Annotated in this window: 13 protein-coding genes and 1 riboswitch; of the genes, 10 read left to right on the top strand and 3 right to left on the bottom strand. The window is 61.8% G+C overall.

The features are described 5' to 3' along the window. Nucleotide 1: 1 nt before the first annotated feature. Nucleotides 2-619, bottom strand: a complete 618-nt coding sequence (cobO, locus tag FCH38_RS15990) for a cob(I)yrinic acid a,c-diamide adenosyltransferase (RefSeq protein WP_174374338.1) — start codon at nucleotides 617-619, stop codon at nucleotides 2-4. A 131-nt stretch (nucleotides 620-750) separates the two neighbouring features. Beyond that, a riboswitch (cobalamin riboswitch) is annotated at nucleotides 751-968 on the top strand. A 120-nt stretch (nucleotides 969-1,088) separates the two neighbouring features. Here cobO and FCH38_RS15985 point away from each other — a divergent pair. Genes FCH38_RS15985 through FCH38_RS15955 form a run of 7 tightly spaced genes read left to right on the top strand, consistent with a single transcriptional unit; the run spans nucleotide 1,089 to nucleotide 9,440 of the window. Further along, complete coding sequence (locus FCH38_RS15985) at nucleotides 1,089-1,514, top strand: DUF1636 family protein (protein WP_174374337.1); 426 nt, start codon at nucleotides 1,089-1,091, stop codon at nucleotides 1,512-1,514. Beyond that, nucleotides 1,511-2,548 (top strand): cobalamin biosynthesis protein CobW, encoded by a 1,038-nt coding sequence (cobW, locus tag FCH38_RS15980; RefSeq protein WP_149900381.1) that lies wholly within the window; start codon nucleotides 1,511-1,513, stop codon nucleotides 2,546-2,548. Before FCH38_RS15985 ends, cobW begins: the two co-directional genes overlap by 4 nt. A 32-nt stretch (nucleotides 2,549-2,580) precedes the next feature. Further along, entirely contained in the window at nucleotides 2,581-5,931 is a 3,351-nt protein-coding gene (gene cobN, locus FCH38_RS15975) for a cobaltochelatase subunit CobN (protein WP_174374336.1), read from the top strand. Further along, a complete protein-coding gene (gene cobG / locus FCH38_RS15970) occupies nucleotides 5,931-7,289 on the top strand; it encodes a precorrin-3B synthase (protein ID WP_174374388.1) in 1,359 nt (452 codons plus the stop codon). The genes cobN and cobG overlap by 1 nt, the downstream gene beginning before the upstream one ends. After that, the gene (locus FCH38_RS15965) at nucleotides 7,286-7,918 is read left to right on the top strand and encodes a precorrin-8X methylmutase (protein ID WP_149900383.1); all 633 of its coding nucleotides are present in this window, start codon (nucleotides 7,286-7,288) and stop codon (nucleotides 7,916-7,918) included. The genes cobG and FCH38_RS15965 overlap by 4 nt, the downstream gene beginning before the upstream one ends. Continuing rightward, nucleotides 7,915-8,682, top strand: coding sequence for a precorrin-2 C(20)-methyltransferase (locus FCH38_RS15960; RefSeq protein WP_174374335.1), 768 nt, complete (start codon nucleotides 7,915-7,917; stop codon nucleotides 8,680-8,682). Before FCH38_RS15965 ends, FCH38_RS15960 begins: the two co-directional genes overlap by 4 nt. Beyond that, nucleotides 8,679-9,440: a precorrin-3B C(17)-methyltransferase gene (locus FCH38_RS15955; protein WP_174374334.1), complete on the top strand. Its 762-nt coding sequence runs from the start codon at nucleotides 8,679-8,681 to the stop codon at nucleotides 9,438-9,440. Before FCH38_RS15960 ends, FCH38_RS15955 begins: the two co-directional genes overlap by 4 nt. Here FCH38_RS15955 and FCH38_RS15950 read toward each other — a convergent pair. Next, on the bottom strand, nucleotides 9,407-10,189 hold the full coding sequence (locus FCH38_RS15950) for a cobalt-precorrin-6A reductase (RefSeq protein ID WP_174374333.1): 783 nt from the start codon (nucleotides 10,187-10,189) through the stop codon (nucleotides 9,407-9,409). The two genes, FCH38_RS15955 and FCH38_RS15950, sit on opposite strands and share 34 nt — an antisense overlap. On the opposite strand from FCH38_RS15950, the gene cbiE reads away from it, so the two are divergent. The 3 genes from cbiE to cobM are packed head-to-tail and all read left to right on the top strand — an operon-like array spanning nucleotide 10,188 to nucleotide 12,648. Further along, nucleotides 10,188-11,465 (top strand): precorrin-6y C5,15-methyltransferase (decarboxylating) subunit CbiE, encoded by a 1,278-nt coding sequence (gene cbiE / locus FCH38_RS15945; RefSeq protein ID WP_174374332.1) that lies wholly within the window; start codon nucleotides 10,188-10,190, stop codon nucleotides 11,463-11,465. The genes FCH38_RS15950 and cbiE overlap by 2 nt on opposite strands. Beyond that, nucleotides 11,459-11,878 (top strand): cobalamin biosynthesis protein, encoded by a 420-nt coding sequence (locus FCH38_RS15940; RefSeq protein ID WP_174374387.1) that lies wholly within the window; start codon nucleotides 11,459-11,461, stop codon nucleotides 11,876-11,878. The genes cbiE and FCH38_RS15940 overlap by 7 nt, the downstream gene beginning before the upstream one ends. After that, the gene (gene cobM, locus FCH38_RS15935) at nucleotides 11,875-12,648 is read left to right on the top strand and encodes a precorrin-4 C(11)-methyltransferase (protein WP_174374331.1); all 774 of its coding nucleotides are present in this window, start codon (nucleotides 11,875-11,877) and stop codon (nucleotides 12,646-12,648) included. Before FCH38_RS15940 ends, cobM begins: the two co-directional genes overlap by 4 nt. Here the strand turns inward: cobM and FCH38_RS15930 are convergent. After that, entirely contained in the window at nucleotides 12,603-13,733 is a 1,131-nt protein-coding gene (locus FCH38_RS15930) for a cobalt-precorrin-5B (C(1))-methyltransferase (RefSeq protein ID WP_174374330.1), read from the bottom strand. The two genes, cobM and FCH38_RS15930, sit on opposite strands and share 46 nt — an antisense overlap. Nucleotides 13,734-13,786 lie beyond the last annotated feature (53 nt).

Here is a 13,786-nt window from a genome sequence, read left to right as displayed (position 1 = left end):
GTCAGAATTCTATCCCGGCCTGCGCCTTCACGCCCGCCTTGAAGTGGTGTTTCACCAGCGTCATTTCCGTCACCATGTCGGCGGCGTCGATCAGCGGTTGTTTGGCGTTGCGGCCGGTGACGATAACGTGCAGATCAGGCCTGCGACTGGACAGCGTTTCAACGACCTCTTCCAGCGGCAGATAGTCGTAACGCAGCGCGATGTTCAGTTCATCGAGGATCAGGAGGCCGATCGTTTCATCGGCCATCAGGACCTTGGCTTCTTCCCAGGCCTTTGTGGCTGCGGCAACATCGCGTTTCAGATCCTGTGTGTCCCACGTGAAACCCTCGCCCATGGTGCGCCAGACAATCTTGTCACCGAAAAGCGTCAGAGCCTGTTGTTCGCCCGTTGACCATACGCCCTTGATGAACTGCACCACGCCGACTCGCCGCCCGGTGCCGAGCATGCGCAAAGCAAGGCCGAAGGCCGCCGTGGACTTGCCTTTGCCGGGGCCGGTATTGATCATCAGCAGACCTTTTTCGATGGTCTTTGCCGCAACTTCGGCATCCTGAGCCGTCTTGCGGTTGACCATTTTCTGCCGGTGGCGTTCGGCTTCGTTGTCGCTGATGTCGCGCGTCATCACGTTTTCCTTCTCATCCTGCTGTGCGGGGCCATGCCCCCGCCATTCGGAGCGGCGACTATACCCAATTTGCCGCACCCGGCAATGTGTGAGGGACAGGCCGCGGCATTGACCCTCACCCCCGTTCAGCCTAATGGTAGCGGACTGACGGTCTTTTCCCGGCAACGGGAAAAGCTAAGAGGGAACACGGTTCCACCCGGACAATGGGTCATTCCGTGGCTGCCCCCGCAACTGTAAGCGGTAAGCCCGCACCGTAAAGCCACTGGGCCTTCAATATGGGTTCGGGAAGGCGGTGCCCGGGTGTTTTGAAGCCGCAAGCCAGGAGACCTGCCGTTTCAGAAAAAACGTCTGCCGGGCGGGGTGCTCCGGTCAGTCGGTCAGATCGAACATTGGGGTTGCGCATCTGCGCATGCCGTTTTCGATATCCGCACCCCGACGATTTTTTTGAAGGCGCGGGAAGCGAAACGGTTTGGATATTTCAGCGACATTTTCATGTGCAGGCGGAAACACGCAGGCTGACACGGCGTCCGGTGTGGTCGTCTTCGTTTGCCGAAGCTGTCGCGATGAAGCCGATCCCAATGCTGAACCGCGCGCCGGTTCGCGCCTCGCCGATGCCGTCACCGCAAAGGCGGAAGAATCTGGCGTCGTCGTTCGTTCCGTCAATTGCCTTGCCAATTGCAAGCGCGGCCTCAGTGCCGTGCTGCGTGGCGGCGACGGCTGGTCCTATGTGTTTGGCGGGCTGACGCCCAATGACGCGGAAGACCTGCTTGCAGGCGCGCATATGCTGGCCGCCTCCGCAGATGGCCTGATGCCCTGGCGTGGCCGGCCCGACACATTAAAGCGCGGCATGGTGGCGCGCATTCCCCCATTCGATTTTACCGAGGAGAGATCATGAGCACCCTTCTGGACCGCGTTCCCTGCACCATCGTCACCGGCTTTCTGGGGGCCGGAAAAACCACGCTGCTGCGCGGTCTTCTGGAAAAGCTGGATGGCAAGCGGCTCGCCATCATCGTCAATGAATTCGGCGATATCGGCATCGATGGCGAAATTCTGAAAGGCTGCGGCATTGAAAGCTGCCCGGAAGAAAACATCGTCGAACTGGCCAATGGCTGCATCTGCTGCACGGTGGCGGATGATTTCCAGCCCGCCATCGAGCAGATTTTGAGCCGCCAGCCGAAGGTGGAGCATATCCTCATCGAAACGTCCGGCCTCGCCCTGCCGAAGCCGCTGGTGCAGGCCTTCCAATGGCCGGCGATCAAGAGCCGCGTGACGGTGGATGCCGTGGTGGCCGTAGTGGATGGTGCCGCCCTTGCCGAGGGACAGGTTGCCCACGACATGGAAGCACTCGCCGCCCAGCGGGCGAATGACGAGGCGCTTGATCACGATGACCCGGTTGAAGAGGTTTTCGAGGATCAGATCGCCTGCGCCGACCTTATCGTGATGACCAAGGCTGATCTTCTCGATAGCGCTGGTCTCGACAAGGCAAAGGCCCACATTCTTGAGCACCTGCCAAAGGCCGCGAAGATCGTCGTGGCATCCAATGGCGCAATCGATCCTGCGGTGCTGATCGGTCTCGGTCTTGCAGTGGAAGAGGACATCGAAAACCGCCGTACCCACCATGATGGTGAACTGGATCATGAACACGACGATTTCGACAGCTTCGTCATCGATCTGCCTGCCGTGAGCGATCCGGAAGCGCTGGCGATCCGCATTGCAGAGACGGCGGCTGCGGAAAATGTTTTGCGCATAAAGGGCTTCATTGAGGTTTCCGCCAAGCCGATGCGCCTGCAGGTGCAGGCCGTGGGCAGCCGGGTCAACCACTATTACGATCGCCCATGGGCGGCGGGTGAGGAGCGCCGCAGCCGGCTCGTTATCATCGGTGAAAAGGGCATCAACCGCGAAAAGATAGAACAGATGCTGGCCGCCTGACCGGCCACGGACTTTTACTGGAAATGCCTTAGATGCATATTCTCGCCACCACATCCTCGTCTCTGGACGACCTGATCGAGCCGGTTGATCTCAACCAGCCCCGTTCAGATGTGGTGATGTTGTCTTTTTCGGCAAGCGACATCGCCGGGCTTGAGCAGGCCTGGCGACAGGCGGGGGACTCTGCGCCGTCCCTGTCCGTCGCCAACCTGTCCGAGCTTCGGCATCCGATGTCGGTTGATCTGTGGACCGAAAAGACGGCGGAACATGCCCGCGTTATTCTTATCCGGATTCTGGGCGGCGCGGAGCGCTGGCGTTACGGCGTCGACCAGCTTGCGATTTTGGCACGCAGGCACGGCATCAAGCTTCTGCTTTTGCCGGGAGAATGCAGCGAAAGGGACGAAAAGCTCGAAGCGGCTTCGACCGTGGATCGGCAGATGTTGGCCTCCGTCCTTTCCTTTTTCCGTAAAGGCGGAGGGGAAAATATGGGCCGCCTTGCAGCTGGTCTGGCGGTTCTGGCAAAGGATGGCATCTGGCCGGATATCGAGGCCGAACCATTGCCGAAGGCCGGATTCTACCGGCCGGGGCAGGGCGTCGTCGGCCAGGCAGAAGCGCGCGCGGCTTTTTCAGCCGATGCAGCCATCCTTCCCATTCTCTTTTACCGCTCCATGCTGCTTGCGGAGGATGCGGTGCCCGTGGATGCGCTTTTCCACGCGCTCTGCGAGCGCGGTTTTGCGCCCTTGCCGATTTTCGTCAGCGGCCTGAAGGATGGGGAGGCGATCCGTTTTCTCGAAACCGTGCTGCCCGATCTTCAGCCTGTCGCCATCATCGCCGCCACGGCTTTTGCCAGCCAGACGGATGAAGTCGGGAAAACACTGTTCGACCGCCTTGGCGTGCCGGTGTTTCAGGTGGTCATGGCAACGACCCGGCGGGATGGCTGGGTGGAAAATGCCCGCGGCCTCAACCCGTCCGATCTTGCCATGCATGTGGTTCTGCCGGAACTGGATGGCCGGATTCTCGCCGGTGCGATTTCGTTCAAACAGGCGCGGGCGGATGGTGGTGTCAGCCTCCTAAATGTGCCGGAGGCGGATCGCGTCGAGCAGGTGGCGAACCGCATCGCGGCCTTTCTGCGATTGAAACAGGCATCGAAACAGGATCGCCGTATCGTTATTCTGATGCCCGATTATCCCGGTGCCGCGCCGGGGCGCATGGGTTATGCCGTTGGTCTGGATGTGCCGCAAAGCGTGCTTGAAATGTTGCGCGATCTTGCCGATGCGGGATATGCGGTGTCGAATATTCCTGAAACCGCTCGGGCTTTACTGGATTGTGTCGAGCATCAGGAAGCGGCGATTGATCTTTCCGCCTATCTAGATTTTCTTGAGGTTTTGCCGGAAACGGCGGCCGTATCCGTGAATGCCACGTGGGGAACTGCGGAAAGTGACGATGCGCTTGCCGATGGCGCATTCCGCTTTCGCGTCGCCCGTTTTGGCAATGTGTTCGTGGCGCTCGCACCGGACCGGGGGCGAAACGAGGATAAGCGGGTGGATTACCACGACCCTGCCCTGCCGCCGCGTCACGCACTTGTTGCTTTCGGTGCGTGGATGCAACGGGTCGCGGCGGCACATGCCATCGTCCATGTCGGTGCTCACGGCACGCTCGAGTGGCTGCCGGGCAAGACGGTCGCGCTTTCGCGCAATTGTTTTCCGGAAATCGTCACCGGCCCACTGCCGGTGGTCTATCCTTTCATCGTTTCCAATCCCGGCGAGGCGGCGGTGGCCAAACGGCGGATTGCTGCCGTGACTATCGGCCATATTCCGCCGGTGCTGGTCAATGCCGGGCTTTCACAGGGCCAATCGGCGTTGGAACAGCTGGTCGATGAATATGCGCAGGCGGATGGGCTGGATCGCCGCCGCCGTGACCGGCTGGCGAAACGGATCGTTGAAAAGGCGCTGGAAACCGGGCTTGCGGCGGAGGCGGGCGTGGGCGCGAAGGATGACGCCGACGCGGCCCTGTCGCGTATCGACGCCTTTCTCTGCGACCTGAAAGATTTCGCCATCAAGGATGGCCAGCATGTCTTCGGCCGCTACGCGGAAGGGGAAATCGATCCGCTGAGACTTGAAAGCGCCAGGGCGGAAAAAGCGGCGCTACTCGCCGCGCTTGATGGACGACATGTGGTTGCCGGCCCTTCCGGGGCACCCGCTCGCGGACGGCTCGACGTGCTGCCCACCGGCCGTAATCTTTATGCAGCCGACCCGCGCACCATGCCGACGCCGACGGCTTTCGAGCTAGGCCGCATGGCGGGGGAAGAAGTGCTTCGGCACCACCTGCAAAGTCATGGCGACTGGCCGAAACATCTGGTTTTCGATCTCTGGGGAAGTGCGAGCCTGCGCAATGGCGGTGAGGATGTGGCGCAGGCGCTGCATCTGATGGGGGCGAGACCGATCCATGACCTGACCACTGGCCGCGTCACCGGCATCGAAGTTATGCCACCGGCGAGCCTTGGGCGGCCGCGGGTTGATGTCACCTTTCGCATTTCCGGCCTGTTCCGCGACATGTTTCCGGCGCTGATTGCGCTGCTTGATGCCGCCGCCAAGGCCGTGGCGCGGCGGGATGAGGCGCCGGGAGACAATCCGCTGGCGGAAGAGGCGGCAGCGCTCGGGCATATTCCGGCGCGTATCTTCGGTTCCGCGCCCGGAACCTATGGCGCGGGTATCGAAGAAAAACTCGCCAGCGGAAAATGGGAGGAACGCGAGGAGTTGGGACAGGCCTATCTTGATGCTGCAAGCCATGCTTTCGGCGGTGCCGATGGGCTGGAGATGTTCGAGAATGCCGGTTTTGTGGAACTTGTGCGCCGGGCCGATCTTCTGGTTCATACTGGCGACGATCCCGGCCGCGATCTTCTTGACGGTTCTTCCGATGTCGCCTTCATCGGCGGCTTCTCCTCGGCGAAGGCAGCATTGGGTGGTGTAGCCGATATCGTGGCGCTGGATACGACCGACCCGGCACGTCCGCGTGCAAGGTCGATGGCGCAGGCGCTGACGCGGGTGGTGCGGGCACGCGCCGTCAACCCGCGCTTCATTGCCGGCCAGATGCGGCATGGCCCACGCGGAGCGGCGGAATTTGCCGAGACTGTGGACCGGCTGGTCGGTTTTGCCGAAACCACTCATGTTGTTTCCTCTTCGCTGATCGAGGCGCTTTATGATGCCTATTTCGGCAACGAGGCGGTGCGCGATTTCATCCTGCGGGAAAATCCGAAGGCAGGACAGGTGATGGCTGAGCGCTTCCTGTCCGCCCGCCGTCGCGGCCTGTGGCACAGCCGGAGAAATGCGGTGGATGCGGAGCTGGAAATGCTGATCCTGCCCCGCACAGAAAGGGTTGGCGCATGATGGCTGCTGCTGCCGATACCGTTCAGCCATTCGGTCGCCGCGGTCTTTGCCCGGCGCTCTCAGCACCCATGCGGACCGGCGACGGTTTTCTGTCCCGAGTAGCTTTCGAGGCGGATATCTCGCCCCGTGCGATGGTGGCACTTTGCGACCTTGCCGAGCGGCACGGCAATGGCCTGCTCGACATCACCGCACGCGGCAGCCTCCAGTTCCGCGGCCTGACGCCGGAAAGCGCATGCGCCTTGGAAAAGGATGTTCTGGCACTTGGTCTGCCGCTGCGCGAAGGGCTGGCAGTCGAGACTTCGCCTCTTGCCGGCCGGGATGACACGGAAATCGCCGACGGGCGTTTTCTCGCCGAACAGATAAGGAAAGAGGCCGACCGGCTCGCTCTTCATGAAAAGCTCGCCGCCAAGATTTCTGTCGTCATTGATGGTGGCGGATATCTCTCCATGGGGGAATTGCTGGCAGATATTCGCCTCAAAGCGATCCGGCTGGACAGCCAGACTTTCTGGCAACTGCTTGTCGGCGGGCCGGAAAGCAAAGCACTGAACGCGGGGTTGGTCGAAACGGCTGCGGCGGCGGATGTGGTCCTTTCGCTTCTCCTTTATCTCGCCGGCAAGGGGCCATTTGCACGTGGCCGCGATCTGGACCGATCGGCCATCCAAGCGGTTTGTGGTGACCGGCTGCTGGATCGGCTGCTAAAGAGCGAGGCCGTTCGGGCACCTTCTTCGCCGCTTGGATTGATGGCAGCGGGCACGGGCCTTTTTGCTGCCGGAACCGCGCCTGCCTTCGGGCAGGTTCGAGGCTCGGATTTATCGCATCTCTGCCATGAGGCCGATATGCTCGGCATCTGGGCTTTGCGGCCGTCACCAAACCATAGCATGCTATTTTTCGGATCGAAATCCGCTTGCGATGCATTGCTTGAGGCTGCGGGGGCATGTGGTTTCGTTACCGAAGCCGGTGATGCGCGCTCTTCCATCGCTGTCTGTCCCGGCGCGCCGGGCTGTGCATCGGCTTTTCTTCCAACGCATGAACTGGCCGCTTTTGCTTCCCGGGAATGCGCCTCATTGCTCGACGGTTCTTTCACGCTGCATATTTCCGGCTGTGGCAAAGGCTGCGCGCACCCTGCCCCGTCGCTTCTGGCCTTTTGCGGCACGGCCGATGGGCTGGCCTTTTCCGTTTCCGGCCGCGCCGGCGACCCACCCGACGGGATTTTACCTTTCGCACAGCAGAGGACGGCGCTTTCGCGGCTTGCCCGTCTCTACGAAAAAGAACATAAGCCCGGGGAAAACGGCGCCACCCTGCTTGCCCGTCTTGGCAGGCAAGCGATTGGTGCGGCGCTTCGACAGGATGACCGATGACCGACTATGACTATATTCGCGACGGCAACGCGATCTATGAGCGCTCCTTCGCCATTATCCGTGAAGAAGCGGATTTATCCGGCTTTACCGAAGAGCAGGCGGATATCGCCATTCGCATGATCCATGCCTGCGGGCAGGTGGAGGCGGCCAGCCATTTCCGTTTCTCGCCCGATTTCGTTGCCGCGGCGCGGGGTGCGTTGCTGGCCGGAAAGCCCATCCTCTGTGATGCGCAAATGGTTGCCCATGGCGTAACCCACGCCCGGCTTCCGAATGACAATGCCGTCATCTGCACATTGCGTGATCCACGCACACCAGAGCTTGCGAAAAAGATCGGCAATACGCGTTCGGCCGCCGCACTCGATCTCTGGGCGGAAAAACTGGACGGCGCTCTTGTTGCCATCGGCAATGCGCCGACGGCGCTGTTCTATCTTCTCGAGATGCTGGAAAAGGGTGCGCCGCGTCCCGCCGCCATCATCGGCATGCCCGTCGGCTTCGTCGGCGCGGCGGAATCGAAGGATGCGCTGGAGGCAAGCGCGCTCGGCATTCCCTATGCCATCGTCAAGGGACGTATGGGCGGTTCGGCCATGACGGCCGCTGCCATCAATGCGGTTGCGAGGGCAGGCCTGTGAGTGCGGCTCTTTTTGAACAAGCCAAGGGTAAACTGGTTGGTGTCGGCACCGGCCCGGGCGATCCCGAGCTTCTGACACTGAAAGCGGTGCGCGCCATCGAAAATGCCGATGTGCTTGCTTTTTTCTGCAAGAAGGGCGGTAGCGGTAATGGTCGCGGCATCGTCGAAGCCTTCATCCGCCCCGGTACGCTGGAAATGCCGCTGGTCTATCCGGTGACCGTCGAAAGCGACAAGAACGGCGAGGATTATCGCGGCGCGATTGCCGCATTCTTCGACCAGTCGGCGAGGGACATTGCCGCCCATCTTGAGGCCGGGCGCAATGTGGCCGTGCTTTCGGAAGGCGATCCGCTGTTTTACGGCTCCTATATGCACCTTCATCTGCGGCTGTCTCCGTCCTACGATGCAGAGGTGGTTGCGGGTATCACGGCCATGTCCGGCTGCTGGTCCATGGCCGGGCTGCCGTTGGTACAGGGTGACGATATATTGAGCGTGCTCCCCGGAACGCTTGCGGAAGATATTCTCGCGGAACGACTTTCCGGTACCGATGGAGCCGTGATCATGAAGGTCGGGCGCAACCTGCCGAAAATCCGCCGGGCGCTGGAAAAGGCCGGTAAGCTCAGCGAGGCGCTCTATGTGGAGCGCGGCACCATGGCAAACAGCCATGCGGTGCCGCTTATCGAGCGTGACGCATCGCCGGCACCCTATTTTTCGCTGGTTCTGGTGCCCGGCTGGAAAACCAGACCGTCTGCAGGTGAAAAGCCATGACCGGCAGGCTCGTCGTCGTCGGCCTCGGCCCCGGCAGTATGGCGCAGGTAACGCCGGAAGCGCTGGCTGCCGTCGAGGCTTCGGAAGATTTCTTCGGTTATATTCCTTATCTCGACCGCCTGTCGCTTGGTCCCCACCAACGCCGCCACGCCTCCGACAATCGTGAGGAAATTTCCCGCGCCGAACAGGCGCTGCGGCTTGCAGCCGAAGGTGGCAAGGTCTGCGTGGTTTCCGGCGGCGATCCCGGCGTTTTCGCCATGGCGGCGGCCATCTGCGAGGCGATTGAAAATGGCCCGTCCGAATGGCGTGGCATCGATTTTTCCGTCGTACCGGGTGTGACCGCCATGCTGGCGGTTGCCGCAAAGGCTGGCGCGCCGCTAGGCCATGATTTCTGCGCCATTTCGCTGTCTGATAATCTCAAGCCCTGGGGCATCATCGAAAAGCGGCTGATCGCGGCGGCGGAAGCCGGCTTCGTGATGGCTTTTTATAACCCCGTCAGCAAGGCGCGGCCGCACCAGCTCGGCACCGCTTTTGATCTTTTGCGCGCGCATCTGCCCGGCTCGGTGCCGGTGATCTTCGGTCGCGCCGCGGGCCGTGCGGATGAGTGCATTCGGGTCGTGCCACTCTCGGAAGCATTGAGCGACATGGCTGACATGGCCACCTGCATCATCGTCGGTTCGGTGGAAACCCGTCTGATCGAGCGTTCCGGCAAGGAACCGATCGCTTATTCGCCGCGGTTTTCGAAAAGGGAGAGCTGATGGCGGATGGCGGTGAGCGCAGACGCTATGTCCGGCACCGTCGTGCCCTTCAGGGGCGCGTCGCCGAGAGATCGCGGCCGCTCGATCATGATGACCGGCAGGCCAAGCCGTCTCGCCGCTTCGATTTTGCCGTAACTGGCGCTGCCGCCGGAATTTTTCGAAACCACAGTCTCGATGCGGTTTTCCTCCAGCATGCGGATTTCGTCGTCCAGCGCAAAGGGGCCGCGTGCGGTGATGTAGCGCGCATGCGGTACGTTCAGTGGCGGCTCCACGGGGTCGACGCTGCGGATGAGATAGCTGTGCCGGGGGGCGGCTTCGAAGGGAAGAAGCTCCTGGCGGCCGAGAGCCAGAAATACACGCCTGCTTTCATCTCCAAGCGCGGCAACAGCCTGTTCGGCAGTGTCGGCGCTCTGCCATCGGTCACCTGGCTGTCGCTGCCAGGCGGGACGCGAAAGCGCCACAAGTGGAACGTCGGCCAGTCTTGCCGCTTCAACCGCGTTGGCGGAAATTTTTGCCGCATACGGATGGGTGGCATCGACCAGAATATCGAAACCCTCGGTGCGAATGAAATCCGCCAGCCCTGCTGCGCCGCCAAACCCGCCACTGCGCATCGGTACCGGCTGTTCGACCGGCGAGAGCGTGCGGCCCGCCATGGACAGCAGAATTCGGTAGCCGGAGTCTTCTGCCAGCCTGCCGGCCAGAATGCGGGCATCCGCCGTGCCGCCAAGGATGAGTATGGAGCCTGTCATGACGTCTGAATATTCCGGAACGGGTAAGGCTTCTACTGAAAAGAGTGCTTCCACCGAAAAGAAAGAAAAGCCATGGCTCTCGATCGTCGGTATCGGCGAAGACGGGCTTGAGGGGCTGGGCCGCAACGCGGTTGCGGCAATAGAGGTGGCCGAGGTGGTTTTCGGCGGCAAACGTCATCTGGAACTGGCGGAAGCAGCCATTCAGGGGGAGGCACGCCCGTGGCCAGTGCCCTTTGATGTGGGCATGAGCGATGTTCTGGCGTTGCGCGGCAGGCGGGTTTGTGTGCTGGCCTCCGGCGATCCGTTTTTCTACGGCGTCGGTGTTACGCTTCTGCGGCGGATCCCCTCCGGGGAGACTGTCTGCTATCCCTCGCCTTCCGCCTTTTCTCTGGCCGCGGCACGCCTTGGCTGGGCGTTGCAATCGGCCGAATGCGTTTCGCTGCATGGGCGCTCCATCGATCTTTTGCGGCCGTATCTGCATCCCGGCGCGCGGATCATTGCGCTGACCTCGGATGAGCGTGACCCGGCTTTGATTGCGGGGTTGCTGTCTGAGTCCGGTTTTGGTCGGTCGGAATTCATCCTGCTTGAAGCGTTGGGGGGAGCGCGTGAAAGGCGGCGGCAAGCCAGGGCGGCTGATTTTGCCTTTGAAGATATTGACCCGCTGAATGTGGTGGCGATTGATGTCGTGGCGGATGAGGATGCGCGTGTCCTGCCGTTTACGCAGGGGCTCGATGACAGTCTGTTCGAACATGACGGGCAGATAACCAAACGGGAAATCCGGGCTGTGACGCTCTCCTCACTGGCGCCTCGACGGGGCGAGTTGCTGTGGGACATAGGAGCAGGCTCCGGCTCGATCGGTATCGAATGGATGCTGTCGCATCCCTCGCTGCGCGCCATTGCCATAGAGCAGCATCCGGAAAGGGCGGAGCGGATCACCCGCAATGCCGATGCTTTTGGCGTTCCGGGGCTGGAGGTCATGATCGGTGTGGCCCCGGCAGCTTTTGAAGGCTTGCCCACGCCGGATGCTATTTTCATTGGCGGTGGCGGCAGTGAAGCAGGTGTGCTCGAGGCTGCCATGGAGGTTTTGAAACCCGGCGGGCGGCTGGTCGCCAATGCGGTGACGCTGGAAATGGAAGCGGTTTTGCTGGCCGCCTGTGCGCAGCTTGGCGGTTCGATGATCCGGCTGGAGGTTTCTCGCGTAGCGGCTGTCGGCTCCATGTCAGGCTGGCGGCCGGCCATGCCGGTGACGCAATGGAGCTGGGTCAAGCCATGGTGACCGTGGCCGGTATAGGCTGCCGTAAAGGTGCTGCTTCGGATGCGATCATCACGGCCATACGCACCGCCGAGCTGACCCTTGGCATGACGGTTGACTCTCTGGCGACTGCGTCGCTCAAGGCCGGGGAAGCTGGCCTCGCGGAAGCGGCAAAAGCCCTGTCGCTGTCGCTTGAAATCGTAACGCAGAAGCGGCTCGAGGCAGTTGCCGCTGAGACGATGACATTTTCACAGGCCAGCCTTGATCATGCCGGAACGCCAAGCGTCAGTGAAGCTTCGGCGCTTGCGGCGGCGGGAGAAAATGCACGGTTGGTTTCGCCACGCCTCGTCGTCGGTGATGTAACTGTGGCTATCGCAACGACGGGCAACGTGCCACGTGGTAACGACTGCGCCATTGAATACGGAGAAGAAGAATGACGGTTCATTTCATCGGCGCCGGTCCGGGTGCCGCAGATCTCATTACGGTGCGCGGGCGCGATCTCATCGCTGCCTGCCCTGTGTGTCTTTATGCCGGTTCGCTGGTTCCGAAGGCGCTGATCGATTATTGCCCGCCGGGGGCGCGCATCATCGATACGGCGGCGCTCTCGCTTGACGAGATCGAGGCGGAATTCGCGGCGGCGGCAAAGGCAGGCAAGGATGTCGCGCGGCTGCACTCCGGCGATCTTTCCGTCTGGAGCGCCATGGGCGAACAGATCCGCCGACTGGAGCGGCTGGGTCTGGATTATACCGTCACGCCTGGTGTGCCCTCCTTCGCCGCGGCTGCCGCCACCTTGCAGCGGGAGCTGACGGTGCCGGAAGTGGCGCAGAGCCTTGTGCTGACCCGCATTTCCGGTCGTGCATCGAAGATGCCTGACGGTGAGACGCTGAAGGCTTTCGGTGCGACTGGCACGACACTCGCCATCCACCTCGCCATCCATGCCATCGGCAAGGTGGTGGAGGAGCTGACGCCGCTTTATGGGTCCGATTGCCCCGTTGCCATCGTGGTGCGCGCCTCCTGGCCGGATGAGCGGGTCATTCGCGGCACACTGTTCGATGTTGAGGGCAAGCTTGCGGCCGAGCCGGTGGAGCGCACGGCGCTGATCTTTGTCGGTCGCGGGCTTGCCTCCACGGATTTTCGCGAGAGCGCGCTTTATAGTACCGACTATGTACGCCGGTTCCGTTCTCCGAAAGAAGATGCGGCGGGTTGATGCGACGGCGTGGAGGCGGTGCGCCCCTTGAGCGCGCCCTGACGATCGAAAACCACAATATCGAGCGCGATGGCCGGCGTGTTCAGCGCCGCCGCAGCGGTTACCCAGGCTTTTTCCGCAACGATTGCCCCGAGGTCTATCCCCGCGTCTTCGGCCAGCTGAAAGGCGTGCGCGACCATGTTGGCCTGACGGATGGCAATGGCGAGATCATCATCGCCTCCCGCCTCCGTGGCCAAAGCCGCCAATGCTTCAAGATCGGCAAGGCCCTTTTTGGAATGCACGTCGAGCATGCCCTGGGCGAGCTTGGTCATTTTGGCGACACCGCCGGCGATCGTCACCCGCTCGACCGGGTGGCTGCGCAGATATTTCAGCATGCCGCCGATGAAATCGCCCATGTCGATCAGGGCAGTTTCCGGCAGGTCATACAGCGCCTGCCCGGCCTTTTCGGAGGTGTTTCCGGTTGCGCCGAGCACGTGTGTGCAGCCGGTTGCCCGCGCCACATCGATGCCGCGCCAGATGGAGTGAATCCAGGCCGAGCAGGAAAAGGGAATGACGACACCTGTAGTGCCGAGAATGGAAATGCCGCCGAGAATGCCGAGCCTGCCATTCAGGGTTTTTTCGGCCAGTTTCTCGCCGTCTCGAACCGAGATTTCCACTTCGAAATCGGCATTCGCTCCCGCCACTTCGCGAATGGCGGTCTCGATCATCTTGCGCGGCACGGGGTTGATGGCGGGTTCTCCCGGCGGCAGTGGCAGGCCCGGCCGGGTAACGGTGCCGACGCCCTTGCCGGCCTTGAAAGTGATGCCGCTTCCTGGCTCACCCCGTCTGACCGTGCTTTCGATCAGCGCGCCATGGGTGACGTCAGGATCGTCGCCGGCATCCTTGACGACGCCGGCGCGGGCGAAGTTTTCACCTTTTTCTTCCGTTGCAAGGGAAAATGCCGGCCTCGCACCGCTTGGAAGTTCGACCTCGACGGGGTAAGGAAATTCGCCGGTCAGAAGGGCGGCACAGGCCGCCTTCGTGGCGGCTGCCGCGCAGGTGCCCGTGGTCCAGCCGCGGCGAAGGGTCTTTCCATCCGTTTCCATATCAATTCCTATAGCCGGGACGGCTTTTTCCGTCATCGTTAAAAAGCAGCCAA

The organism is Agrobacterium tumefaciens, assembly GCF_013337285.1.
GTDB classification, from domain to species: domain Bacteria; phylum Pseudomonadota; class Alphaproteobacteria; order Rhizobiales; family Rhizobiaceae; genus Agrobacterium; species Agrobacterium burrii.
The sequence above is the reverse complement of the archived record's forward strand: the minus strand, read 5'-3'. Positions and strand labels throughout refer to the sequence as shown.

What these genes read in the sequence shown, in the direction of transcription:
- FCH38_RS15930 (WP_174374330.1), bottom strand. Translation starts at nt 13,733, where the DNA reads ATGGAAACGGATGGAAAGACCCTTCGCCGCGGCTGGACCACGGGCACC.
- FCH38_RS15955 (WP_174374334.1), top strand. Translation starts at nt 8,679, where the DNA reads ATGACCGGCAGGCTCGTCGTCGTCGGCCTCGGCCCCGGCAGTATGGCG.
- cbiE (WP_174374332.1), top strand. Translation starts at nt 10,188, where the DNA reads ATGACGTCTGAATATTCCGGAACGGGTAAGGCTTCTACTGAAAAGAGT.
- cobN (WP_174374336.1), top strand. Translation starts at nt 2,581, where the DNA reads ATGCATATTCTCGCCACCACATCCTCGTCTCTGGACGACCTGATCGAG.
- cobW (WP_149900381.1), top strand. Translation starts at nt 1,511, where the DNA reads ATGAGCACCCTTCTGGACCGCGTTCCCTGCACCATCGTCACCGGCTTT.
- cobO (WP_174374338.1), bottom strand. Translation starts at nt 619, where the DNA reads ATGACGCGCGACATCAGCGACAACGAAGCCGAACGCCACCGGCAGAAA.
- cobM (WP_174374331.1), top strand. Translation starts at nt 11,875, where the DNA reads ATGACGGTTCATTTCATCGGCGCCGGTCCGGGTGCCGCAGATCTCATT.
- FCH38_RS15940 (WP_174374387.1), top strand. Translation starts at nt 11,459, where the DNA reads ATGGTGACCGTGGCCGGTATAGGCTGCCGTAAAGGTGCTGCTTCGGAT.
- FCH38_RS15965 (WP_149900383.1), top strand. Translation starts at nt 7,286, where the DNA reads ATGACCGACTATGACTATATTCGCGACGGCAACGCGATCTATGAGCGC.
- cobG (WP_174374388.1), top strand. Translation starts at nt 5,931, where the DNA reads ATGGCTGCTGCTGCCGATACCGTTCAGCCATTCGGTCGCCGCGGTCTT.
- FCH38_RS15950 (WP_174374333.1), bottom strand. Translation starts at nt 10,189, where the DNA reads ATGACAGGCTCCATACTCATCCTTGGCGGCACGGCGGATGCCCGCATT.